At 35.9% G+C, this 25,431-nt stretch carries 22 protein-coding genes and 1 pseudogene; 21 read left to right on the forward strand and 2 right to left on the reverse strand.

Annotation, left to right across the window (positions count from 1 at the left end; genetic code table 11):
* Nucleotides 1-121 precede the first annotated feature (121 nt).
* Together ABT310_RS06365 and tatA are read right to left on the reverse strand one after the other, a co-directional pair.
* Nucleotides 122-2,182 carry an OmpA family protein gene (locus ABT310_RS06365; RefSeq protein ID WP_375325909.1) on the reverse strand — a complete coding sequence of 687 codons (2,061 nt, stop codon included), beginning with the start codon at nt 2,180-2,182 and terminating at the stop codon, nt 122-124.
* Between the two features lie 227 nt (nt 2,183-2,409).
* Entirely contained in the window at nt 2,410-2,607 is a 198-nt protein-coding gene (tatA, locus tag ABT310_RS06370) for a twin-arginine translocase TatA/TatE family subunit (RefSeq protein ID WP_090292382.1), read from the reverse strand.
* Nucleotides 2,608-2,770: 163 nt separating this feature from the next.
* On the opposite strand from tatA, the gene ABT310_RS06375 reads away from it, so the two are divergent.
* From ABT310_RS06375 to ABT310_RS06475, 21 genes and pseudogenes are all read left to right on the forward strand, one after another.
* Nucleotides 2,771-3,640 (forward strand): M23 family metallopeptidase, encoded by an 870-nt coding sequence (locus ABT310_RS06375; RefSeq protein WP_375325910.1) that lies wholly within the window; start codon nt 2,771-2,773, stop codon nt 3,638-3,640.
* Entirely contained in the window at nt 3,641-5,140 is a 1,500-nt protein-coding gene (locus tag ABT310_RS06380; protein WP_375325911.1) for a GH3 auxin-responsive promoter family protein, read from the forward strand.
* Nucleotides 5,141-5,189: 49 nt separating this feature from the next.
* Nucleotides 5,190-6,878 (forward strand): hypothetical protein, encoded by a 1,689-nt coding sequence (locus tag ABT310_RS06385; RefSeq protein WP_375325912.1) that lies wholly within the window; start codon nt 5,190-5,192, stop codon nt 6,876-6,878.
* Between the two features lie 6 nt (nt 6,879-6,884).
* The gene (locus tag ABT310_RS06390) at nt 6,885-7,934 is read left to right on the forward strand and encodes a hypothetical protein (protein ID WP_375325913.1); all 1,050 of its coding nucleotides are present in this window, start codon (nt 6,885-6,887) and stop codon (nt 7,932-7,934) included.
* Between the two features lie 71 nt (nt 7,935-8,005).
* A pseudogene (gene rfbD / locus ABT310_RS06395) lies at nt 8,006-8,745 on the forward strand (dTDP-4-dehydrorhamnose reductase).
* A 44-nt stretch (nt 8,746-8,789) separates the two neighbouring features.
* Nucleotides 8,790-9,851, forward strand: a complete 1,062-nt coding sequence (gene rfbB / locus ABT310_RS06400) for a dTDP-glucose 4,6-dehydratase (RefSeq protein WP_375325914.1) — start codon at nt 8,790-8,792, stop codon at nt 9,849-9,851.
* A gap of 6 nt (nt 9,852-9,857) precedes the next feature.
* Nucleotides 9,858-10,727, forward strand: coding sequence for a glucose-1-phosphate thymidylyltransferase RfbA (gene rfbA, locus ABT310_RS06405; protein ID WP_375325915.1), 870 nt, complete (start codon nt 9,858-9,860; stop codon nt 10,725-10,727).
* Entirely contained in the window at nt 10,724-11,278 is a 555-nt protein-coding gene (rfbC, locus tag ABT310_RS06410; protein ID WP_375325916.1) for a dTDP-4-dehydrorhamnose 3,5-epimerase, read from the forward strand. The genes rfbA and rfbC overlap by 4 nt, the downstream gene beginning before the upstream one ends.
* Nucleotides 11,279-11,347: 69 nt before the next feature.
* A complete protein-coding gene (locus tag ABT310_RS06415; protein ID WP_375325917.1) occupies nt 11,348-12,325 on the forward strand; it encodes an FAD-binding oxidoreductase in 978 nt (325 codons plus the stop codon).
* A 9-nt stretch (nt 12,326-12,334) separates the two neighbouring features.
* Nucleotides 12,335-13,111, forward strand: a complete 777-nt coding sequence (gene rfbF, locus ABT310_RS06420; protein ID WP_375325918.1) for a glucose-1-phosphate cytidylyltransferase — start codon at nt 12,335-12,337, stop codon at nt 13,109-13,111.
* Complete coding sequence (gene rfbG / locus ABT310_RS06425; RefSeq protein WP_375325919.1) at nt 13,099-14,175, forward strand: CDP-glucose 4,6-dehydratase; 1,077 nt, start codon at nt 13,099-13,101, stop codon at nt 14,173-14,175. The genes rfbF and rfbG overlap by 13 nt, the downstream gene beginning before the upstream one ends.
* Nucleotide 14,176: 1 nt before the next feature.
* A complete protein-coding gene (gene rfbH, locus ABT310_RS06430; protein ID WP_375325920.1) occupies nt 14,177-15,505 on the forward strand; it encodes a lipopolysaccharide biosynthesis protein RfbH in 1,329 nt (442 codons plus the stop codon).
* Nucleotides 15,506-15,507: 2 nt separating this feature from the next.
* On the forward strand, nt 15,508-16,047 hold the full coding sequence (locus tag ABT310_RS06435) for a dTDP-4-dehydrorhamnose 3,5-epimerase family protein (protein ID WP_375325921.1): 540 nt from the start codon (nt 15,508-15,510) through the stop codon (nt 16,045-16,047).
* 2 nt (nt 16,048-16,049) lie between these two features.
* On the forward strand, nt 16,050-16,940 hold the full coding sequence (locus ABT310_RS06440; protein ID WP_375325922.1) for an NAD-dependent epimerase/dehydratase family protein: 891 nt from the start codon (nt 16,050-16,052) through the stop codon (nt 16,938-16,940).
* Nucleotides 16,941-16,964: 24 nt separating this feature from the next.
* Nucleotides 16,965-18,098 (forward strand): glycosyltransferase, encoded by a 1,134-nt coding sequence (locus ABT310_RS06445; protein ID WP_375325923.1) that lies wholly within the window; start codon nt 16,965-16,967, stop codon nt 18,096-18,098.
* Nucleotides 18,098-19,531 carry a lipopolysaccharide biosynthesis protein gene (locus ABT310_RS06450; RefSeq protein WP_375325924.1) on the forward strand — a complete coding sequence of 478 codons (1,434 nt, stop codon included), beginning with the start codon at nt 18,098-18,100 and terminating at the stop codon, nt 19,529-19,531. Before ABT310_RS06445 ends, ABT310_RS06450 begins: the two co-directional genes overlap by 1 nt.
* A 26-nt stretch (nt 19,532-19,557) precedes the next feature.
* Nucleotides 19,558-20,658, forward strand: a complete 1,101-nt coding sequence (locus ABT310_RS06455) for a glycosyltransferase family 4 protein (protein ID WP_375325925.1) — start codon at nt 19,558-19,560, stop codon at nt 20,656-20,658.
* Between the two features lie 83 nt (nt 20,659-20,741).
* Nucleotides 20,742-21,998, forward strand: a complete 1,257-nt coding sequence (locus ABT310_RS06460) for a hypothetical protein (protein WP_375325926.1) — start codon at nt 20,742-20,744, stop codon at nt 21,996-21,998.
* Nucleotides 21,999-22,027: 29 nt separating this feature from the next.
* The gene (locus tag ABT310_RS06465; protein ID WP_375325927.1) at nt 22,028-23,284 is read left to right on the forward strand and encodes an O-antigen ligase family protein; all 1,257 of its coding nucleotides are present in this window, start codon (nt 22,028-22,030) and stop codon (nt 23,282-23,284) included.
* 5 nt (nt 23,285-23,289) lie between these two features.
* Nucleotides 23,290-24,036, forward strand: coding sequence for a WecB/TagA/CpsF family glycosyltransferase (locus tag ABT310_RS06470; protein ID WP_375325928.1), 747 nt, complete (start codon nt 23,290-23,292; stop codon nt 24,034-24,036).
* Nucleotides 24,037-24,047: 11 nt separating this feature from the next.
* Nucleotides 24,048-25,409: an exopolysaccharide biosynthesis polyprenyl glycosylphosphotransferase gene (locus ABT310_RS06475; RefSeq protein WP_375325929.1), complete on the forward strand. Its 1,362-nt coding sequence runs from the start codon at nt 24,048-24,050 to the stop codon at nt 25,407-25,409.
* Nucleotides 25,410-25,431 lie beyond the last annotated feature (22 nt).

Consider the following 25,431-nt stretch of genomic DNA (forward strand, 5'->3'; position numbering starts at 1 on the left):
CATTGGAATGATCGACAAACAACACTCGGCTAAATGATCCGTTGACGAGAGCAATGATCGATGAAATGCACATTTTGAAAAAATAGATAAAAAAAAGCCCCCTAAAAGGAGGCTTTTTGTCTTATTGTGAGAGGATTATAAACTCTGATCTTCGGTTTAATCGGTGTTGGTCAGGGGGACAATGGCTGCCATCGGAGCAATTATTCAAGAGTCGTTCTTCCCCATACCCTATCGCGCTTTTTATTCTAGATGGGTCTACGCCTTGCGAAATAATGTAATTTCTGGTCGATTTTGCTCTTTTGTCCGAAAGGTATTTGTTGTACGCTTTGTTGCCAATGGCATCAGTATGGGATTCAATCTTAATTTCAATATCTGGATTTGCTTTCATGGCCGTAACCAATTTATCCAGTTCTTGTGATGCTTTTGGTGTGATTTCAAAACTGTCAAAAGCGAAGTATACATTTTTGGGTTCAAACAACGCTAATACCTCCTTGCTCTCGTTTAAAATCAATTCTTTTTGCAATTGGTGAGCCACTTCAATATTACGATTGTTTTGGGTTATGGCGGTTTGCGTGTTAGAATTGTATCCTTCCTTTTCAGCTTTTAATGTGTATTCTGTCGCTGGGTCCAAATTTTCAAAATGGTACTGTCCGTTTTCATCAGTTTCAGCTTGGGCAATTAATTTGCCGTCTGAACCGATTAATGAAACTTCTGCTCCGATAAGTTCTTCACCAGAAACGACATCGGTAACCTCTCCCGTTATTTGATTTAGGTTTGGCGTATACCTAAAGGAATAGATGTCGTCATCTCCCTTGCCTCCTTTTCGGTTAGAGGCAAAATACCCTTGAATTCCTTTTGTGTCTATAATATAGGAGAAATCGTCGCGGCGGCTATTGATGGGAGCACCCATGTTTACGCCTACACTAAACACTTCTCCTGTAAAATCGGATTTATATACATCCAACCCGCCCATTCCCATGGATCGGTCTGAAGAGAAATAAAGGGCATTTGATGCGATATAAGGAAACATCTCCTTTGCGCTCGTGTTCACAGTCCTTCCGAGGTTTCTGGGCTCGGAAAAGGTTCCGTTTTCACGAATGTCCACTTCGTAGATGTCGGTTTGACCAAATCCACCGGGCCTATCGGACACAAAGTACATTTTCTTTCCATCTGGGCTTATAGTGGGGTGTCCAGTGGAATAGTTATCGCTGTTGAATGGTAGTTCTTTTGCTTTGGTCCATTCCCCATCAATCAAACGAGATTGATATATTTTAAGATGGTTGATGCCATTCTTTCCACGTTTTAGCCGTTTACCGTAGTTATTGCGGGTAAAATAGATGGTTTTCTGGTCGGGAGAGAACGCCAAGGAAGCTTCATGGAATTTGGTGTTGATTTTCTTGGAGAATTTTTTTGAACCGTACAGGTCACCTTCTTCATTTTTCTGCTTGGCCACATACAAATCGAGAAAAGGTTGATTGGTCCAACGGTATTTTCGCGTTACAAAAATGGACGAGTCCTTTGCAGAGGAATAAACAATTTCCGAATCGTTGTGGAACATGGGGGAAAAATCCGAGTATTTGGAATTAATGCCCATGTTTTTAATGGTCACCAAATTCGCCCTATTTGAAGCTAGCGGCTCACTATTTTCCAATTCGGCCAACGGCTCATTTCTTTTAAGACGATTTAATTTGGCAATAGCTGCAGCTCTTCGGTATTTCCCAGTACCCTTTAGGGTTTCGGTAAAGTTATCGTAGGTTTTGTCTGAGATTTCATTTTGGTGCAAATCATAAAGCTCGTTGTACCATTTATATGCTTTTTCGAGATTTCCGGTGTAATAATGTGAATCACCTGCGTTAGACAACAAGGCTACGGTGTGTTTAGCTTCGGTTTTTTCTAAAACAATGTCGTAAACTCGAGCGGCCTCGGCATACCACATTTTATCGAAATACAAGTTTGCTTGTTCGATAAGCTTTTCAGCACTTCCTGTTTCATCTAAATTGAAAACTAAATCCCGAGTTTGCAATGAATCCAGAACAATAGCTTTGGAGTCACTGATGGGGATGTTAGTAGTCGATTCCATCGAAGGAGTGTTCCCATCATTTTTTAATGATACAAGGGAAACTTCTTGGGAACGGCTCACCAAGGCGGTACTTAAAAAAAGTAAAAGAAATAGTCTTTTCATTAACGCTCCATCTGCTCAAATGAGAGTTTTATCTCATTTGGAGGTTAAGCATAGAGGGCCTAACGTCTTAATTTATAAAACGAAAGTAAGTTAATGAAATGGGGTGGTTAACTTTTTGTTGTGAACGGATTATTTTGAGACATGTATGGCGAAAAATTGTGGTTGTTCGTAGAAAAACCCAAATATAGTAGGGTGTTCAACGACCATACATTTACAAAATCAAGTGCTTAGGACTTGGATTCGTTACTGCCGCCTTCTAATTTTTCATCCTCTTTGGTGGCATCTTTAAACTCTTTGATTCCGCTACCAAGTCCTCTCATGAGTTCTGGTATCTTTCTTCCTCCAAAAAGCAATACAACAACCAAGACAATCAATACAATTTGCCAAGGACCTAGCATACCAAGAAATATAGTTTGAGAAATCATAATATCTAAACTTAAATTGAAAAGTAAAAGTAGTAAAAAGAACTGGAAGACGGCATTCGATTAACGAAAATTAGCATTTACCACCTTAAAAATAGGACAAAAACCAAAGGCTTTTTAAAAAGCTTAACACCTTAATTAAAATCTAAGACTATCTTTGTTAATTATGGCAAAGGACAAAAAGAAAAGAAAGGAGATAAGACGTAAGCTGCTGCATAAGTATCGTTTGGTGATTCTCAATGAAAGTACCTTTGAAGAAAAGATATCATTCAAGCTGAACAGGCTCAATGTTTTTGTAACAGGAACCTTGTTCATTATAGTGTTGATTGGCCTTACCACCCTAATAATTGCCTTTACCCCACTCAGGGAGTACATTCCTGGTTATTCATCCACAAAACTCAAAAGACAGGCCACCGAGCTTACTTATAAAACCGATTCGCTGGTGACGGTGCTTAATTATACCAATAGGTATTTGGATAATGTTAGAATGGTTTTGAGAGGGGATGTGGAAAACAACCAGCAAAATCGTGATTCCCTTTTTGAAGAATACAAATTGGACCCGTCTACAGTAGACCTTAACCCAATTCGCGAAGATTTGCTTTTACGCGAAGAAGTTGAGCTGGAGGATAAATACAATCTGTTTGAAAGAAACATTGAGAACATGGGTACCCTGCTCTTTTCTCCTGCTGATGGAACTTTGTCTCAGGAGTTCGATCAAAAAACCAAACATTACGCCGTGGATTTGGTTGCCCCTAAAGACACTCCGGTAAAAGCCATTGCAGATGGCACCGTTTTGTTTGCCGAATGGACAGCAGAAACCGGTTACGTTATTATTGTGGAACATCAAGATGCACTTACCTCTGTGTATAAGCACAATGGTTCCCTGAGCAAAGCTCAAGGAGATATGGTGCGAGCTGGAGAGGTTATAGCCGCAATTGGAAACACAGGAGAGTTGACCACTGGGCCACACCTACATTTTGAACTTTGGAGAAAAGGAAAACCCGTAGATCCTCAAAACTATATTGACTTCGATTAAATGTCCTTAAAAGCATTTGCCGCCAGAATTTTTGCCAAAAGAATAGCCCGTCGAACCAAGAAATGGGCGGATAATCCTTTTGAAGCACAAGAAAAAGTATTCAAGGAGCTTATAGAAAAGGCTGCCGATACACAATTTGGTAGAGACCATAATTTTGGGTCAATTTCGTCCTATAGCGATTTTGCAAAACAAGTGCCAATTCGTGATTACGAAGAACTAAAAGGGTATGTCCAGCAAATAATTGACGGAAAAGAAGATGTACTTTGGCCCGGAAAACCCATTTATTTTGCCAAAACCTCTGGAACAACCTCTGGGGCCAAGTATATTCCAATTACAAAGGAATCAATAAAGAATCAGGTTGAAGCGTCTCGAAACGCAATACTCAATTACATACATGAAACGGGCAATGCTGATTTTGTAGATGGTAAAATGATTTTTTTGCAAGGGAGCCCCATTTTGGAAGACAAAGGCGGAATAAAACTCGGTCGACTTTCTGGGATTTCCGCACATTACGTTCCCAATTACCTTCAAAAAAACAGATTGCCCAGTTGGGAAACCAATTGCATTGAGGACTGGGAAACCAAAGTGGATAAAATCATAGAGGAGACTGAGAACGAGAATATGACCGTTATTGCTGGGATTCCCTCTTGGGTGCAGATGTATTTTGAAAAACTACATGCCAAGACGGGCAAAAAAGTGGGTGAACTTTTCAAGGAATTTCAGTTATTCATTTATGGAGGAGTAAATTACGAACCCTATCGGGCCAAATTTGAAAACCTTATTGGTAGAAAAGTGGATAGTATTGAATTGTTCCCGGCCAGTGAGGGATTCTTTGCCTATCAAAATTCACAAAAAGATAAAGGCATGCTCCTGCTTTTGAACTCAGGAATTTTTTATGAGTTTGTTCGAGCTGATGAATTTTTTGAAGAAAATCCAAAACGTTTGACCATTGCAGAGGTTCAATTGGATGTGGATTATGCCATGATTATTTCCAGTAACGCGGGATTATGGGGCTATAACCTTGGGGATACCATTCGGTTTATTTCAAAGGAGCCTTACAAGGTTGTGGTGTCGGGAAGAATCAAACATTTTATTTCTGCATTTGGAGAGCATGTGATTGCCAAAGAGGTGGAGGAAGCCCTTCAATTGGCAGTTTCACAGACCGATGCCTTGGTGAATGAGTTCACTGTTGCGCCACAAACCAACCCTGAGGAGGGAGGACTACCGTATCATGAATGGTTAATCGAGTTTGAAAAACAACCTTCTGATTTTTCAAAGTTTTCTAAAATCATTGAAGAGAGCATGAAAAAACAGAATAGTTATTATTTTGATTTGATTGATGGCCACATTCTCCAACCCTTAAAAATCACCTCCATTAAACCAAACGGTTTTCAAGATTACATGAAATCCATAGGCAAATTGGGAGGTCAAAACAAGGTACAGCGCCTTGGTAATGATCGTAAAGTGGCAGACGCACTACAATCATTTAAAATTAGTTAACCCATCAAAGTCAAATTTTCATAGGAATTCCCTTATTTTGCCAGAAGATATGATGGCAACAGAAGTTAAACAGACTACAAGGGCACAGGAGTCCACCAATGCAATTGAGCGTTTGTATATCACTATGCGCCATTTGCTCAATCGTGGATTTTATAAACCCTCTGGTGTTTCGGGCAATGCATTGCGCAATGCACTTTTGCTATTGCGTCCAGAAATCTATGGCACTATTGCCGAAGACAAAGCGGAGCTCAATGGTTTAATCTATGTTCTGGAACGACTTCCCGATGGTATTGAGGAGTGCAGATACATTAATCTAACATCGGATGAAGGTTTTGCCAAGTCGCACCTAAAACCTATTGTGCCACCAAAACGAAGACGAAATTGTTATCGTATCGACGATGAACAAATGAACATCGAGATAACGCGTGGCCGTAGCGATATTTATGATATTTTGACACACCTTACCTTTTTGTACATTGAATCTGGAAAGATTTGCAAAAGGGTTTTGGTTGAAGATGGAACCGCTACCATTCGTGATTGGGACAAATTGACCGAGTTCGTTTTGAGTGAAGAGAAAACGAATGATGAACGCGAGGTGGCGATGATACATGCCGCTAATATTCTTGGACGGACTTTTGATGAGGTGGTCGATATTCAGGATAAGCTAAAAACGACTGAAGACCCTGACCGTTTTTTAAACTTGATCTATTGGCTGGGCAAGTTGGCCATTGAAGAAGAAACCACCAAAGAGAAAAGAACCATTACTTTCAGCCCGCTATTAAGAGAGCGTTTGGGACATCACCTACATGGCGAAAAGTGGGCCACAAAAATTAAGAAAACACTAAAAGAGCACCATCTCTTGCATAGGCCACTGCACATTATAAGTGCCAATATGCATAGTGTAATGAATTCTCTTTTTGCCAAAAAAGCATTGTTAAAGGAGTTTCCCGAAACCAATTCGTTGGATATTTTTGAAGCCTTGAGCTCCGCAAAGAACAAAGCACTCAATAAAAAAGTGAAGTCACATGCCCAAAAAAATGGGATGATTTTTATTGATGACGAATCAGGAGCCAATATCGATGTTCAAATTTTTGACACCGCAAGATTTGCCAACGGAAGTTGTTGTTTTGAACTTCCCGAAGGAATATCCGAAGACGAAAAACCCGTTATATTTGTGATGGATTATGCCTTTGGAGAACAAGCATATGAAACCATTGATGAGTTGATGAAGCCCCTTAAAGAAGAGGGTGAAAATCATTTTTTGAATGTTGATTCAGTATCTATAATGGGGAAAGCAGGTATTTTGGAAGGAGGTAAAGGTGACCTAATGATACCTTCAGCACATATTTTTGAAGGAACAGCAGATAATTATCCGTTTCAAAACGAGCTTTGCGCTTCGGATTTTGAAGGTAATGGTCTAAAAGTTTTGGAGGGCACCATGGTTACGGTTTTGGGGACCTCACTTCAAAACAAGGACATACTCCAGTTTTTTTATGAATCCACCTGGAATGTAATTGGTTTGGAAATGGAGGGGGTTCATTACCAAAAGGCAATTCAATCGGCTTCGAGAATCAGAAAAAGTATAAAAAAGAATGTAAAAGTGCGTTACGCCTATTATGCATCCGATAATCCCTTGGAAACAGGAAGCACTTTAGCTTCTGGTGGCCTTGGAACAACCGGTGTAAAACCCACCTATTTGATAACAGACCGAATTTTAAAACAAATATTCAATCAATAGACAAACATGGCAGAACAACCAGTAAATCAGAATACATCAGATGAAATAGATTTGGGACAATTATTTCAGATGATAGGTAATGCCTTTCAAAGATTTTTCAATTTTATTGGGAGCATTTTTAAGGGTGTTTTTCACCTGTTTATGCTTTTCCTACTATTTGTTCAGAAGAATATTATAGTTATTGGCGCTGCAGTTATAATTGGCGGAGTTGGAGGATTTATATTGGATCAGGTTATGCCAACAAAATATCTATCCAAAATGGTTGTGGAACCTAACTTTAATAGTGTACAGCAGTTATATAACAACATTTCTTTTTATAATGATTTGGCAGAAGCTCAGGATTCAGTTGCTTTAGCAACCGCTTTAAATATTACGGAGCGTGAGGCAGCAACTATAGAGGAGATTTTTGCTGACAGCTATTCTGATGAAAACCAGAAAATTAAATTGTTTGATGAGTTTATTCGAGAATTGGATACAACTACTGTGAAGACTATTGATTTTCAAAATTATTTGGAAAACTTTAATTCCATGGACGCACGGTTTCATCAAATTTCAGTGGTTAGCACAAACAATAGAGTCGCCAAAAAAATGCAACCTGCCATTATTAATTCCATTGCAGTGAATCAATATTTTAAGTTACAGAAGAGAATCAATGATGAAAACTTGGAAATGCAGGATACTATCTATAAAAACCAGCTAAAAGAAATAGATTCATTACAAAGCTTGTACCGTACTGTTCTGGTAAAAGAGGCTGACAAGCCGATGCAAGGAACCAGTATTAACTTAGCCGAGAGAGGAGAGTCAGAAAGTAGAGAATTGGCGCTAATTCAAGAAAAGGATGTTTTAAAGGAAAAATTAGTGTCATTAAACAGGGAACGAGCAAATAAATCAAGCATAATTAATGTGATCAGCGATTTTCCAACTCGTGGGGTTGAAATGAAGGGAATTTGGAATAGGTTCCTATTTAAATTACCTCTCGCTTTGTTGGTTGTCGTTTTTGGAATATTGGGTCTATTGGAACTTAACAAATTTTTGAAATTCTATACTAAGGGATAAGGCAAATCGGAATTTCTCTTCCTGCAAGGATGAAAACTTAAAAAGTTTTAATTACAGGGGCTGGAGGCCAATTGGGACTTACTCTAAAAGAAATCTCGCACAAGTTTAAAGACATTGAGTTTACCTATAAAACTCAGAAAGCTGTAGATATAACGGAAATATCTACGCTTTCGGAAGCTTTTGATAACGATTACGATTATTGCATCAAATGTGCTGCTTATACCAATGTAGAAGAGGCAGAAAAACATCCAGACAAGGCTTTTGACATCAATGCAAAGGGAGTTAAAAACCTTTCAGAGGTTTGTAAAAATCATCAAACTACATTAATTCATATTTCCACGGACTATGTTTTTGATGGAGAAAAAAAGGCCCATATTCTGTTAATGACCAACCAAATCCTATTAACGAATATGGAAAATCTAAACTAAAAGGAGAACTTTATATTCAACAGACTCTGGAACATTATTACATTGTTCGGACATCTTGGTTATATAGTAAAAAACACGGACACAATTTTTATCGTAGTATTTGAAACAAGGCGAAACAAGGCGAAAAGTTAACTGTTACAGATACTCAAATTGGATGCCCGACCAATACGGAGAATCTGGCATTCTATATTTTAAATGATATTATTTTGGAAGAGAAACCATTTGGTTTGTATCATTTTACAGATGGAAAACCTATGACATGGTTTGATTTTGCCAATCAAATTTTGATAGAAAATCAGTTGACCGAAAAGACCAAACTGATATTGGATAAGAATTATCGTACTTTAGCAAAACGACCAAAAAACAGTGTGCTGAGCAGTTAGAATGCCATTTCTGGCAAACTACTTTCTTTGAAAAGGAGACTTTAATGGACAATCAAATCCAAAAACATATATTGATTACCGGAGGAGCAGGGTTTATAGGCTCCCATGTAATTAGGAGGTTTGTTTCCCAGTACCCATCATATCACATTTATAATCTCGATGCCTTAACCTATGCGGGCAATCTTGAAAACCTTCAAGATGTTGAAGTAGCATCAAACTATACATTTTTGAAGGGAGATATAACAGATTCCGAATTTATAGATCAACTATTTAAAAAGCTCAAGTTTGATGCCGTTATTCACTTAGCAGCCGAGTCTCACGTAGATCGCTCGATTGTTGATCCTTTAGCTTTTGTAAAAACCAATATTTTTGGCACTGTGAACCTATTGAACGCGTCATTGGTTTTGACAAAAGAGAATCCAAACTTCTTATTTTATCATATCAGTACAGATGAGGTGTTTGGGGCGCTTGGAGATACAGGGCATTTTACGGAAACCACACCGTATAGTCCAAATTCGCCTTATTCGGCATCCAAAGCAAGTTCAGATCATTTTGTAAGGGCTTATGGAGAAACCTATGGCTTGTCTTATATCATATCTAATTGCTCAAATAATTATGGTCCCAATCAGTTCCCTGAAAAGCTAATACCGTTATTTATCAATAATATCATTGAAAACAGCCCATTACCTATATATGGTGATGGAAACTACACGCGAGATTGGTTGTTTGTGGAAGATCATGCCAAAGCCATAGACCTAGTGTTTCACAAAGGAGAAAAACAAGAAACATATAATATTGGTGGTTTTAATGAATGGAAGAATATTGACTTGACACATTTGTTATGCAGACTTATGGACAAAAAGCTCAATAGATCTATTGGAACATCAAAAAAACTTATTTCTTTTGTAAAAGATCGTCCGGGACATGATTTGCGCTATGCAATCGACGCTTCAAAAATCAACAAAGTCTTGGGTTGGAAACCTACTGTTACATTTGAGGAAGGGTTGCAAAAAACAATAGATTGGTACTTTGATAATCGAGAATGGTTGCAGCGTGTTACCACTGGCGAGTATAGAGAATATTATAGAAACCAATATCAGGATTAAAAAAGGATGAAGGGAATTGTTTTGGCAGGAGGAACAGGCAGTAGACTGCATCCGCTTACACTATCCGTAAGTAAGCAGCTAATGCCCATTTACGACAAACCTATGATCTATTACCCTATATCTACCTTAATGCAGGCTGGTATCCGTGAAATCTTGATAATTTCTACTCCTAACGACCTACCTCTTTTTGAAAATCTTTTAGGCGATGGTGAAAAATACGGCTGTTCATTTGCATATGCCACACAAGTAGCTCCAAATGGATTGGCAGAGGCTTTTATCATTGGAGAGGATTTTATAGGGAATGATAAAGTAGCCCTTATACTTGGAGACAATATTTTTTATGGATCTGGATTATCAGGCCTTTTGCAAGCCAACAACGACCCTAAAGGAGGTGTTATTTATGCCTATCGTGTTCAAGACCCAGAACGTTATGGAGTCGTGGAATTTGATCAAGAAGGAAAGGTCATTAGTATTGAAGAAAAGCCCAAAGTTCCCAAATCAAATTATGTAGTTCCGGGAATTTACTTTTATGATAATGAAGTGGTATCAATCGCCAAAAACATTCAGCCAAGTGCTAGGGGAGAGCTCGAAATTACTGATGTTAATAAAGAATATCATAAAAAAAACAAGCTTAATGTAAGCATTTTGGATACCGGAACCGCTTGGCTGGACACAGGCACCTTTCAGGCTTTGATGCAAGCATCACAATTTATTGAGGTAATAGAGGAGCGACAAGGCTTAGTGGTAGGCTCCATTGAGGTTGCGGCCTATGAGATGGGGTATATTAATGAGGAGCAATTTAAGAATTTGGCCCAACCTTTATTAAAAAGTGGTTACGGAGATAGATTGTTGGGCATTTTGAAGAAGGAATTATGATAAAGGCCACGGAAACCAAATTAAAAGGCTGTTATGTATTAGAGCCGGAAGTTTTTGAGGACGAACGAGGATATTTTTTTGAAAGCTATAACCATAGAGAGTTTTGTGAAGCTATAGGACAAGTAGTGACTTTTGTGCAGGATAATCAATCTTTTTCCAAAAAAGGGGTGCTACGCGGGTTACATTTCCAAAAAGGAGAACATGCCCAAGCAAAACTGATTTCTGTTGTGAATGGAAAAATTCAGGATGTTGTTGTGGATTTACGTGAAGATTCTCCTACATTTGGGCAAAATTTATCTATAGAATTAAGTTACGAAAATAAAAAGCAGTTGTTTATTCCAAGAGGTTTTGCTCATGGGTTTTTAACCCTGAGCGAAACAGCTAACGTTTTTTATAAATGTGACAATTTTTATTACAAAGATTCAGAGGAAGGAATTCATTACGATGACACCGAATTATCTATTCGGTGGGGCTTTTCAAATAATGAAATAAGAGTTTCCAAAAAAGATAGAGAACTGCCGTTTTTCAAAAACCTAAAGTTTGCTAAATAAAATATGATATTAAACTTTGTGAATTTATTACATTATGCCTCAAACATTTTTTTAAAACACTTATAATTTATGTTTGACATAAAACTTAAGAGTGGTAAACATTTTAGATGTGATGAATCATCAACCATCCTAGACGCAGCCAAAAAAGCGGGTGTACTTTTGGAATATAGTTGTATGAATGCTAGATGCCGGAGTTGTTTGGTAAAACTCACAGAGGGTAGCGCAATAAATGTCTTGGATGAAAACGTGTTAACACCACAAGAGCGGCAAAAAGGATGGATTCTAACCTGTAATTCCAAACCAAAATCCGATCTTGTTTTGGATGTAGAGGACTTAAGCGGGTACAATATTTTGAAACCGAGGACCTTACCATGTAAAGTCAATTTTATAGAAAAGGTTTCGAAAGATATTATAAAACTGGAAGTTCGCCTTCCACCCAATGCCAATTTCAATTTTCTGGAGGGACAATATGTGGACCTCATAAAGGGGAATATTAAAAGAAGCTATTCAATTTCGATTTCCAACAATGAGAATAACCTGCTGGAGTTTATAATCAAGAATTATGATAAAGGGGTTATGAGCAATTATTGGTTCAATGAAGCCAAAAAAGATGATCTTTTAAGATTGAATGGTCCATTGGGAACATTTTTTTATAGAAACAAGGTTTATAAAAGGATTATCTTTTTGGCAACAGGCACAGGAATTGCACCTGTAAAGTCCATATTACAAGGTTTGGAGAATTCAAAGGTCAACCACGGTGAAATTTTGGTTTTTTGGGGAGCGAGGTATCAAGAACAACTTTTCTTGGATAATTTGCCCAATGTTGGTGATAAGTTTTATAAAGTAGTGTCAAGGCCAGAAAGCGATTGGGGTGGAGAAATAGGGTATGTTCAAAATGTTTTGTGCAGAAAGTTGGAGGACTTAACCAATTGTGCTGTATACGCCTGTGGGTCAAGTGAAATGATTGAATCGGCAAAAAATTTATTGACAGGAAAAGGATTAAAGGAAGAAGATTTTTATTCAGACGCATTTGTAAGTTCAAATTAAACATATTAAATGAAAGCAGTAATATTGGCAGGAGGCCTAGGAACTCGTCTTAGTGAAGAAACAGTTTCAAAACCAAAACCCATGGTAGAAATTGGTGGCAAACCAATTTTATGGCATATTATGAAAATTTATTCCTATTATGGAGTCAATGATTTCATAATATGTTGTGGATATAAAGGCTATGTCATAAAAGAATATTTTGCCAATTATTTTTTGCATCAATCTGATGTGACCTTTAATATGATGGACAATCAAATGATAGTCCATGAAAAAAGAGCAGAACCTTGGACAGTTACTTTGGTTGATACTGGTGATGAATCTATGACAGGTGGACGATTAAGAAGAGTGAAAAAATATGTTGAAAACGAAAAGAGTTTTTGTTTCACTTATGGCGATGGAGTCGCCAATTTGGACATAAAAGAATTAATAAAGTTTCACGAATCCCATGGCAAGGAGGCCACATTGACTGCTGTTTATCCTCCAGGAAGATTTGGCGCTTTGGATATTGAGAACGGACAAGTCCATAAGTTCCAGGAAAAACCAAAAGGCGATGGCGCATTGATCAATGGAGGGTTTTTTGTCCTTTCGCCCAAGGTAATTGATAGAATAGATGGAGATCAATCCATTTGGGAACAAACACCCCTTAAAAGTTTAGCAGAAGATGGAGCGTTAATGGCATTCAAGCACGATAATTTTTGGCAACCTATGGATACTCTTAGAGACAAGCACTATTTGGAAAATCTGTGGGAGACTAACAAGGCACCTTGGAAGTTATGGAAGGATTAAAAGGACAAGTACAACCATCATTTTGGAATAACAAGAGGGTATATTTAACCGGACATACTGGTTTTAAAGGCAGTTGGTTGTCCATATGGTTGCATTCCATGGGTGCAATTGTAAAAGGATATGCGCTTGAACCCAATACAAACCCCTCCCTTTTCAAAGAAGCTTCATTGGATAAATTGCTCGACTCCGAAATAGGGGATATCAGGAGTTTAGATAATATAACTAAAAGCATGAAAGCTTTCAACCCTGATGTCTTGATACATATGGCCGCCCAACCATTGGTACGCCTCTCTTATAAAGAACCAGTTGAAACATATGCAACTAATGTTATGGGAACTGTGAATGTATTGGAATCAGCACGTTCATGTAAAAATTTGAAAGCAATTGTATCGGTGACAACTGATAAATGTTACGAAAACAAAGAATGGGTGTGGGGCTATAGAGAAAACGAACCAATGGGGGGGCACGACCCCTACAGTAGCAGTAAAGGTTGTGCAGAATTGGTTACTGCAGCTTATAGGAATTCATTTTTTAATAATTCGGATTCTGCATTTTTGGCCTCTGCCAGAGCTGGAAATGTTATAGGAGGTGGTGATTGGGCCGATGATCGATTGATTCCTGATATTTTAAGGGCCTTTGAAAAAAGTGAGCGGGTAGTCATAAGAAATCCGAAATCAACAAGGCCATGGCAACATGTGTTGGAACCCCTGTCAGGATATTTGGTGTTGGCGCAACAGTTATATCGTGATGGGAAAGATTATGACGAAGCATGGAATTTTGGGCCAAACGACGAAGATTGTAAGCCAGTAAGTTGGATTTTGGATCAAATGGTTGGTTATTGGGGTGAGGGTGCCATATGGGAGTTGGATAAAGGTAAAAACCCACATGAGGCTAATTTTTTGAAGTTGGATTGTTCTAAAGCAAAATCTGGACTTGATTGGGAACCCAAATGGAATTTGAACCATACATTGAATTTAATTGTTAATTGGCATAGAGGATGGTTGTCCTCAGAGAATATGTTCGAGCATTGTTTAAAAGAAATTGAAGATTATTTAAGAGATTAAAATGAAAGAAGTACCAACCAAAACGGAAGAATTAAGACATAAGATTGCTCAATTGGTAGCTGAATTTGCAGAGGAAAAATATAAACCATCTATTTTTGAGCCTGGGGAAACAGTTATTCCACCTTCTGGTAAAGTCTTGGGTAAAGAAGAGTTGATGAATATGGTGGAGGCTTCGCTCGATGGGTGGTTGACAACTGGACGGTTCAATGAACAGTTCGAAAAGAAATTAGCTGAATTTTTAGGTGTAAAACATTGCCTCTCTGTTAATTCCGGTTCTTCTGCCAATTTGGTTGCTTTTTCTGCCCTTACTTCCCCAAAATTGGGAGAGAGAGCCATAAAAAAAGGAGATGAAGTTATTGGTGTTGCGGCTGGGTTCCCTACAACAGTAAATCCAATAGTTCAATTTGGAGCCGTTCCCGTTTTTGTAGACGTTGATTTAGATACTCATAATATAAATGCGGATTTGATTGAGGCGGCCATTACGCCAAAAACTAAAGCAATTATGCTTGCCCATACGTTGGGAAACCCCTTCGATTTAAAAAAGGTAAAAGCCTTGTGTGACAAATACAACCTGTGGTTAGTGGAAGACACTTGTGATGCCCTTGGTGCAAAATATAACGGACAATTATGCGGTACATTTGGAGATATTGCCACGGTCAGTTTTTATCCGGCACACCATATTACAATGGGAGAAGGAGGTGCTATCTTTACAAACAATTCAGAACTTAAATTGATTGCGGAGTCGTTTAGAGACTGGGGGAGGGATTGTTATTGCGCTCCAGGTTGTGATAACACTTGTGGATGCAGGTTTGAACAACAACATGGAAGCCTTCCATTTGGGTATGACCATAAATATGTTTATTCCCACTGTGGTTATAATTTAAAAATAACCGATATGCAGGCGGCTTGTGGTTTGGCACAAGTTGATAAAGCACAGAGCTTTATAGACCAAAGGATTGCAAATTTTGAATACCTTCATAATAGGCTGCAATCGTTGACAGAATTTTTGAAATTGCCTGAGCCTACACCTAATAGTCAACCTTCATGGTTCGGATTTCCAATAACACTTAAAGAAGATATAGGAGTTGACCGTGTAGATTTATTGCGGTTTTTGGATGACAATAAAATAGGTTCTAGACTATTATTCGCCGGAAATTTGACAAAGCAGCCTTATTTTAAGGATATAGAGTATCGTGTTGTAGGAAACCTTACCAATACAGATATAACTATGAACCGGACATTTTGGATAGGAATTTACCCTGCTTTGAATAGTGAACATTTCGAATATGTTGGAGAGAAATTAGAAGAGTTTTTCGGATTAAATTTTTAGCAATGAAATTATTGGAAACCGATATTTCGGGCTGTTTCGAAATAGAAGTAGATCAGTTTACAGATATTAGAGGGAGCTTTTTTAAGACATTTCACTACAATATATTTAAAGAAAATGGTTTAGAAACAAATTGGAAGGAAGAGTATTTTTCCATATCCCATTTGAATGTAATTCGAGGAATGCATTTTCAAAACCCGCCCGATGACCACGCAAAAGTGGTAACATGCTTATCGGGCTCTGTAAAGGATGTTGTTGTAGACCTCAGAAAGGATTCAAAAACGTTTAAACAATATATAGCAGTTACGCTCAACGCTGCATCCTCTAATAGAATGCTTTATATTCCTAGAGGGTGTGCTCATGGATTTTTAAGTCTCGAAAACAACACTCTTTTGCATTACAAAGTTTCTTCTGTTTATAGTAAAACAAATGATACTGGAATATTGTGGGACAGTATAGGTTATGAATGGAATTGCAAGACCCCAATTTTATCCGAAAGAGACCAAAAACATTTTACTTTATCTGAATTTGAATCTCCATTCTAGAAATGAATATATTTATTACAGGAGCATCCGGATTTATAGGTTCCAATTTAAGTAGACACCTATTGGATATTGGACATACCGTACATGTTGGACTTAGAAAAGGCTCTAATTTAAACAATCTGGAAGATATTAAGAACCGACTAGCAATATACTATTATGAAATTCTTCCTGGAGGTTTGGCACAATATTTTAAGCAAGAAAACATTGAATGTGTTTTTCACCTTGCATCTTGTTTCATCGCCGAACATACCACAGATCAGGTAGAGAAGCTTGTTGACAGTAACATTCTTTTTGGCACACAGTTATTGGAGGCCATGAAATCTGCCAAGGTTACTAAATTGGTAAATACGGGTACCTCATGGCAGCATTATAATAACGAACCATACAATCCCACAAACTTATATGCAGCTACCAAAGAAGCTTTTGAAGCCATATTAAAATATTATACGGAAGCTGAAGGCGTAAATTGTATAACTCTTAAACTTTTTGATTCTTATTCTGAAAACGACAACAGACCAAAACTTATCAACTTATTGTTCAAGTTCTCCCAAGAAGGTAGGGAGTTAGATATGTCTGGAGGGGAACAGCCCATAAATCTACTTCATGTAATAGATATATGTAAAGGCTTTGAGAGGGCTCTAGAGTTGTTGAATGATAGTAACTATAATTTAAATAATGGAAAATATGCTTTGGCTGCGAAAGAGTCAATTACTCTGAAGCAGTTGATAAAGCTCTTTAATAAGACAGCCCAAAACCATATCAAAGTTAAATGGGGCGCCAAACCGTATAGAAAAAGAGAGGTTATGTCCTTATGGTCAAATTACCAACTACTTCCTGGTTGGGAACAAACGATACCATTAGAAGTAGGGCTGAAGGGAATGTTCAATAGATGAATCATAAAATATTGAACTTATAGTATGGATAGAAAGATTAAAAACGTTTATATTATTGGAAATATACTTGGAGCATATCGGTCCCAAATTATTTTGTCCTACTTAATCGATTCAAGCCATTATAGGGTAAATTTCAGCGATTTTTCAATTTCCGGAAAAGAAGAAAAAATAACTATAAAAATTTTAAAGCTTTTAGATGTAATTTTTGCATCCATGTTCAGGCTTTATTTTTTGATAAGAGCAGATATGGTTGTTGTTTTACCAATGAACAACAATAAAATTGTACAGATTTTAACAGCCAAGTTATTTCGAAAAAAAATTGTAGCCGATTTTTATATTTCATATTACGAGACTAGGGTAATAGACAGGAAAATGGTTTCCAATAACTCCTTCAAAGCAAGGTTGTATAGGTTTTACGACTTACAACTATTGAAATGCAAAAAGGTCTTTTTTCTAAACCATTCTGAAGCACATTATTATATAAACACAGTACAAAAGAATAAATCGTTTGAGGTGAATTCAAGTATTTTGCCATTGTGTATGGAGGCAAGGGAACCAGCTCAATTAAATTATTTCAATAATAATTCGGAAAATTGTTTAAGAATTTGCTGGTGGGGCACCTTTATTCCTTTACATGGATTGGATAGTATTATTGAAGCAGCGGCTAAAACTAAAAAGCTTGGGCTGAATATTGAATTTCATCTCTTTGGGGATTCAGAAGAAAATGCTGTTCCATACCTGAAAATGATCGAAGACTTACAAGTAAAGGATAAGGTAACATTATACAGTGATTATAGTTTTTCCAATGGTAAATTGGAAAGATTTTTAATGGAAAATTGTGATGTTGCCTTAGGTGCATTTGGAAACACCGAAAAGGCTATGACCGTCATAACCAATAAACTGGTAGACGCAATTTCGATGAAGATACCGGTTGTTACGTGTCACTCTAATGGCGCAAAAGAATACTTTTTTGATACGATTGACCTGTTTTATTCTAGTAATGAACCTGAAGAGTTAGCCGACACCCTGCTTGAAATAAGCAAGAAAACAAATCATGAAATACATCAACTCACCAATTCTGCTTTTGTTAAATTTAAATCTTCTTTCTCAAAAGAAGCATTTGTAAAAAAATTTCAAAACGAACTAGAAAGTATTTAATGTCAATTCAAAAAGAGTTAAAGAAAGGTTTCGCTATTACGTTCGTCTCCAAATATTCCAATATATTTTTCGAACTGATTATTAGCTTTATACTGGCCAGATTACTAACTCCTGAAGAATTCGGAATTGTCGCACTTCTTTTAGTATTCATTACTTTTTTTAACATTATAGGAGAAATTGGTATCGGGGCGGCGATTATTCAAAACAAAAAACTTACGGATTATCATATTCAGACCATTTTCAATTATTCCTTGATTATTGCTGTATTGAGTGCAACTATTTTTTTCTTTTCCTCTCACTTTATTGCAAATTTTTATGAGAACCAAGATTATACCAATATTGGCAAAATATTATCCTCGGTAATTTTTTTTTACATTTTAAATGTAGTGCCCCAAGCTTTGTTGAGAAGGGGAAAGCAATTTTTAAAACTAGAGGGCTCAATACTTTTTGTAAATGTAATAACAGGTATATTGGCCATTTATTTGGCATATAAGGGTCAGGGATATTATTCTTTAATATACCGAGAGATTATAAAATCTGCCTTACTTTTTTTTCTAAACTTCTACTTAAGCAAATTTAGACTAGGACAAAGCTTTAATCGGGATGGAATAAGAATGATTTTTGGATATTCGGCTTATCAGTTTTTATTCAATTTTATCAATTACTTCTCTAGAAATTTGGATAATATTTTAATAGGGAAATTTATGGGCGCCAATAGTCTTGGTCTTTATGATAGGGCCTATCGTTTAATGCTTTATCCAGTACAATCATTAACCTTTGTAATTACTCCAGTACTTCATCCAGTATTGGCTGAATATCAACATAAACCCTATATAATACATGATAATTATAAAGGTATTTTGGAGTTATTGTCATTTATTGGAATTCCTCTATCCATTTTCTTATATGTTTCAGCAGAAGAGATTATACTTGTGTTCTATGGAGAACAATGGACAAATTCGGTCGGAGTTTTTAAAATATTAGCCTTAACCATTTGGATACAAATGACACTTTCCAGTACGGGTGCTATCTTTCAAGCATTGGGAAAAACAAATCTATTGTTTGTTTCTGGTCTCATTTCAGCACTTTTTACACTTACAGGTATAGCGTATGGTATATATCAAGGCAGTTTGGAGATGGTTGGTTACGGTATTCTGGTGGCCTATTGCTTTAACTATTTTCAAGTATTTTATTTATTGTTCGTCAAAGGATTCAAAAAACCACTATTTCAATATTTAATCTTTTTTAAATCTGGTTTTGTAGCTGGACTAGCACTAATAATATTAGTAATTTGCATTGAACAGTTTGAAGATATAGCAAATATATATCTTAGACTTGTTGTCAAGGGCATATTACTGGTTATGGCCTATCTACTTGGGGCTTTCTTGGTAAAAAAGGAATATATCCGACTTTTGCTTAAAAAAGGAAGGTAAATAAACTTGTACAAATCATTTCCTTAATGGACAAAAAAAAGATACTGATAGTTGGCCAAACCCCACCTCCATATCACGGTCAGGCGATAATGATTCAAAACACTCTTAACCATGAGTATGAGAATCTTGAAATATACCATGTTAGAATGGAGTTCTCAAAAGAAATGCAAGAAGTGGGTAAATTTGGATTTTATAAGGTGTTTCAATTAATAAAGTTGATTTTCAAGATAATCTATAATAGATTTAGGTATAACATCAACAACCTATATTACCCTCCTGCTGGCCCTGATAATGTAGCTATCATAAGAGATTTGATGATTTTAAGCTGTGTGAGGTGGATGTTTTCCAGCACTATTTATCACTTTAGGGCTGGCGGAATAAGCCAAAAAGTTGATACCTATCCCTCCCTGTTGAAAGCCATTGTTAAGTTCATTTTAGGAAAGCCAGATCTAACGATAAGATTATCTTCAAGAAATCCCAGAGATGGTGAATATTTTAAAACACTCCGGGACGTGGTAGTACCGAATGGTATTAAAGATTTTTCCAAAAACTATAGTCTGGAAGGGCGAAAGGGAAGTACAATTTTGTTTGTTGGGGCATTAAAGAAAACCAAAGGGGTCATGGATATTCTAACTGCAGTAAAATTGATGAAACAAAGTACGGAAGACTTCCAAATGCACTTTATGGGAAAATTTGACGACTCTGAATTTGAAGAACAGTGCAAAGAGTTTATACAATCAGAACAGCTTCATATGGTCAGGTTTTTAGGGGTGAAAACGGATGCGGCAAAATGGGATGAGTTTGCTTTGTCAGATATCTTCTGTTTTCCGTCATTTTATGAAAGTGAAACCTTTGGAAATGTACTGCTTGAAGCCATGCAATTTAAAATTCCTGTTGTTGCTACTTTTTGGAGGGGAATTCCGGATATTGTCGTAGATGGGGAAACAGGTTATCTGGTGCCAATTAACAGACCTGATTTAATTTGTGAGAAGTTATTAGCACTATTGCATAATTATGAAGTAAGACTTAGGATGGGTGAAAAAGGAAAAAAAAGATACCTTGAAACTTTTACTGAAAACCTGTATTATAAAAATTTTGAAAAAGAGGTGTATCGGGCATGCAAATAAAATCGAATGATATAACACTAGTTTGGAGCAAGGAAGAAAAACTTCAAAGAACATATTTTGAGATTTTCTTTTTTTCTCAAATCATGGTGTTGACACCACTTCCTAAAGAATTGATGATTTTTCTGCCCTTTGCTGCACTAGTTTATTTTTTTCTTAGAAACCCACTAAAAGCTATTCTAGAAAGAACTATAGTTTTCATTATTGTAGCCATACTTTATGTAATTGTTTACCTAATTGTGTTTTCAGGGGATTACTATATATTAAATTTCCTGGTCGCCACAATGTTTTACGGTTCTTTTATTTCTTTATTCATTCTAAAAAGACCTACGAAGTTAGATTCGAATTTTAAGAAAAGGATTGATGGCTTTGTCGAAAAGGTGATTGTTATTGAAGCTCTGGTTGGTGTTTTGCAAGTGTTAATGTTAGGGCAGGGATTTGATCTTTCTTCTGGAGATTATGTGCAAGGAACTATTAATCCATTATCATTTCTAAACAACGACAATGGTTTTGCTAATATATTTTATACAATTAACCAGGTGTCCTTATTGACCTATTATACCCTTTTATCTCAAAAAAGAAAAAAATTGGTGATTTTTCTAGGATGCCTTTCTATTTTTTTGGCTTCCTGTATTCATATAACTATTTCAATAATCCTTGCTGCGGGAGTAACCTTATCCATCATAAATATGGTGAAAGTGGCAAAAGTAGTTGGTTTGATTTTGATCTTCATAGGAGTACTATATTTTATAGCACCCAGGAATTTGGCTAGCTTCGTCTCTTATAAGCAGCAGATTGTTGAATCCAGAAACTTAAAGGTAAAATCTACAGTAAGTTCCATACCATTGCTGTTTTCTTCCCCTAAAATATTTTTATTTGGGTATGGTCTGGGCCAATATGGGAGTAGATCCTCCTTGATTATGTCGGGCAAATATTTTTATGATAAACAAAACAAAAGGTTTACCAATCCAGTTCAAATAGAAAATACTAATCCAGACATGGAGAAAGTACTTATGCCGCTTTGGGTTGCAGGCACAACCAATATGGAATATGGACTTTCGGTCATGAATAGACCCGTTTATTCGATTCAAAGCTTAATTATGGAGTTAGGACCAATACTGTTTAGTGTTTTGGCTTTAGCGGTAATTTCAATTGTTATTAGATTAAGGAGAAAATACATTAAAGTTCCAGACAAAACTGAAAAAATGAGGATGCTATATTTAATTACAATAATATTCTTTGTGGTTTTTATTGGCATGTTCGAAAACTATCTTGAAATTGCACAGGGAATTTTTCCTACAGTTTTACTTTTCAAAATATTGAGCTATAAGTCATCTTCATGAATAAATAGTAGTCACCTAAATTAGAAGAATTGAAAGAAAAAGAATATTTAGCATTTGGTTACCTTTTGGCAATGGCCGTAATAATTCCTTGGAGTAATGCCCTTACAAATCTTTTAATGGCAGGCGGTGTATTGTTTATAATCCAAAATATTATTACTAATAAGAAACGGTCTTCAGAAACCAATAAGCTCAATAAAGTTCTTTTTGCTTTAGTTGCAGCCTTTGTAATGTTGGTGTTGATAAATATTTTGGCAAATAAGGATTATACTGCTTTAAAATATTTGGCAAGGATAGCCACGATTATATTATTACCAACTATGATATATGTAATGGCTATAAAAATACCACACAAACAAAAACTTAAGGTGCTTCAATATTATGTTCATTCGGTATTCGCATTATCATTAGGTACTATAGTTGTTGCTTTCTCCAAAACGCTTTTAGAAGCTTCCACCCCTTTTAACCTAATAAACCTTACGTATTTTGAACTTTCAAATTCGCTGGTCCACCATGAACCCATTTATTTTTCCATAATGGTTGGAGCAGCTATATTATTTGGAAGCTCGACTCTATATATAAATAAGATAAATGAAAAAAGTATTATCTATTATATCGAACTTGTTTTTCTATTGCTTTTTTTGTTTTTACTTGGTTCAAGGACGGCAATAGTGTCAACATTTATAGGTCTTGGCATATTGGCAGCCACGAAATCACGTAAACTATTGGTATACCTAATTATATCATTTTCACTTCTTTTTTTAATGAATTATAAATTTAATTCATCTTTTCAATCCAGAGTAGATCATGTTGTGAATTTTAGCAAGGATTTTGACTATCAAAACGATTGGTCTTATGAAGGGCTGGCTCTCCGTTATATGACATGGAATTGCTCTTTTGAGGGAATAAAGGAGAATTTTATGTTTGGAACAGGTATTTCGGAGGCTCAGACCTATTTAAATAATTGTTACAAAGAAAACAAGTATGAGTCATTGTTATACTTTAATAGGCAAAATGGGACTGTTTTTAATTCCCATAATACATATTTGGATGTTTTTTTGAAGTTTGGAATATTTGGGATGGTAATTCTTGCCACAATTTTAATACTGTTAATCCTTAGTGCAATAAAAAATAGGAATACACTTCTTTTGATTACAGTTACTTTTTTTATGTTAAATGGGCTTACAGAATCAATATTAGTAAGAGAAAAGGGCATCATCTTCTTTTCCTTTTTCTTAGGGCTTTTTCTTTGCTTTAAATCAAGACAAAACCAATTTAATACGATATAAAATAAATGGGGCAGATAAAAAGAGAGCTATTTGGATTAGAAATCAATAATATTTCTAAATCACAATTGATAAGTGAACTGCTTAGATTTGCTCAGGCCAGAAGACCGTCATATTTGTGCGCTGTTAATGTGCATATGTTGGTGGAAGCCCAAACGGATATTTCTCTTAAAAAAGCCATTAAAAATGCGCAATGGGCTGTTACAGATGGTGTGCCGGTAAAATGGGCGTTTAGCTATTTCAACAAAGTGTCACAATCAAGGATTGCAGGCATGGACATTACTCCAGAACTTATAGAACATTGTGATGAAAAACAGATGACTGTTTCAGTTTTTGGAAATACCGAAGAAAATTTAGACATATTTCAAGAATATTTAACACAAAACTTTGGCAACGTAAAGATAGGTAGATTCATATCCCCTCCTTTTAGAAAATTGACTGTTGAAGAAACAGAAAAATATGTTCATGAAATAAATGATGTGGGCACCAATATTCTTTTTGTTTCTCTTGGGTGCCCCAAACAAGAAAAGTGGATGTTAGAAAACTCTTCAGATCTAAGTTGTGTTTGTTTGGGTATTGGTAATGCCATTAATACAGTTATTGGAAGTGAAAAAAGACCGCCTAAATTTATTCAAAAATTAGGAATGGAATGGTTTTATCGTTTGATTCAAAACCCCACAAGATTGTTCAATAGATACTTTTATACAAATTCCAAGTTTATTGCATTGGTTTTGAAAAGAATTATTAGCAGATAAGATCATCAAAGATGGAGGCAAAAAAGGATAGAAAGGGATATTCAAAATATATTAAATGGATAGCTTATTGTTTAGATTTGGCTATACTCAATTTATGTATATATGTTTTACCGCTAATCTTGGATTTTAAATATCCCATGCTATTTCAGCTTTATATTTCAGTAACATGGATTTTAATATCTGTTGTCAATCAATATTATGATATCTATAGATACACCAAGATAACCCATATTGGTTCCTTATTAATCAAACAATTTTTTACGTTTTCCATTATACTGTACGCTTATATAGGATTCTTTATGGAAAAGTTTGTAAGTAGATGGCAATTAGCTATTTATTTATTAACAGTTTTTGGATTAATAGTTTTCGTTAAATTCTCCTTTAGGTTATTATTGATTAAATATCGCAGAATATTTGGTCGAAATATTAGAAAGGTGGTTGTGTTGGGAAGTGGCAAAAAACCAAAGCAATTAATAAAGGTTTTAAAAGAGAACGAAGAGTTTGGTTTTGAATTCGTAAAACAATTCAATTTAAAAGAAGAGAGTATCAATTTGAGCAAAATCTATGAATTTATTTCCAAAAATAAAATAGATGAACTTTATTGTTCCATTAACGAATTGAGCAATAAACAAATACAAAATCTCATCAACTTTTGTGACAGCAACATAATCACCTTAAAGTTTATTCCAGATAATAAAAATATATTTCAGAAAAAGCTCAAGTTTGAATATTACGATTTTTTACCAATTCTTTCCTTAAGAAACATTCCTTTAGAACACCCATTCAATGCATTTATAAAAAGGAGTTTTGATATTTTATTTTCGTTGATGGTTTATATCTTTTTATTGTCATGGTTAACGCCTTTAATTGCATTATTAATATATATAGACAATCCTGGGCCAATTTATTTTATTCAAAACAGGCCTGGGTATAAAGGTGAGGGATTTACTTGCTATAAATTTAGAACCATGAAAATTAATAATTCTACTGAAGTCTCCGCCACTAGAAATGATGCTAGAGTTACTAAGTTGGGCAAATTTTTACGCAGGACAAGTTTAGATGAATTGCCCCAGTTTATTAATGTTTTAATTGGAAACATGTCAGTTGTCGGACCAAGACCACATCTATGGAAACAAAATGAACAATACGGTGAAGAAATAAAAAAATATATGGTTCGACACTATGTGAAACCAGGGATTACTGGGCTTGCCCAAAGTAAGGGTTTCCGTGGAGGGATTGAAACCCAAGATGATATAATTAATCGAATCCGTTATGACGTATTTTATATTGAAAACTGGTCATTTCTACTAGACATCAGAATTATAATACAAACCTTTTTGAACATATTTAAAGGAGAGGAAAATGCGTATTGAATCGATTAAAAAGTGTCAGTCA

The sequence above is a fragment of the Flagellimonas cixiensis genome (assembly GCF_042134615.1).
Classification (GTDB): Bacteria; Bacteroidota; Bacteroidia; order Flavobacteriales; family Flavobacteriaceae; genus Flagellimonas; species Flagellimonas cixiensis.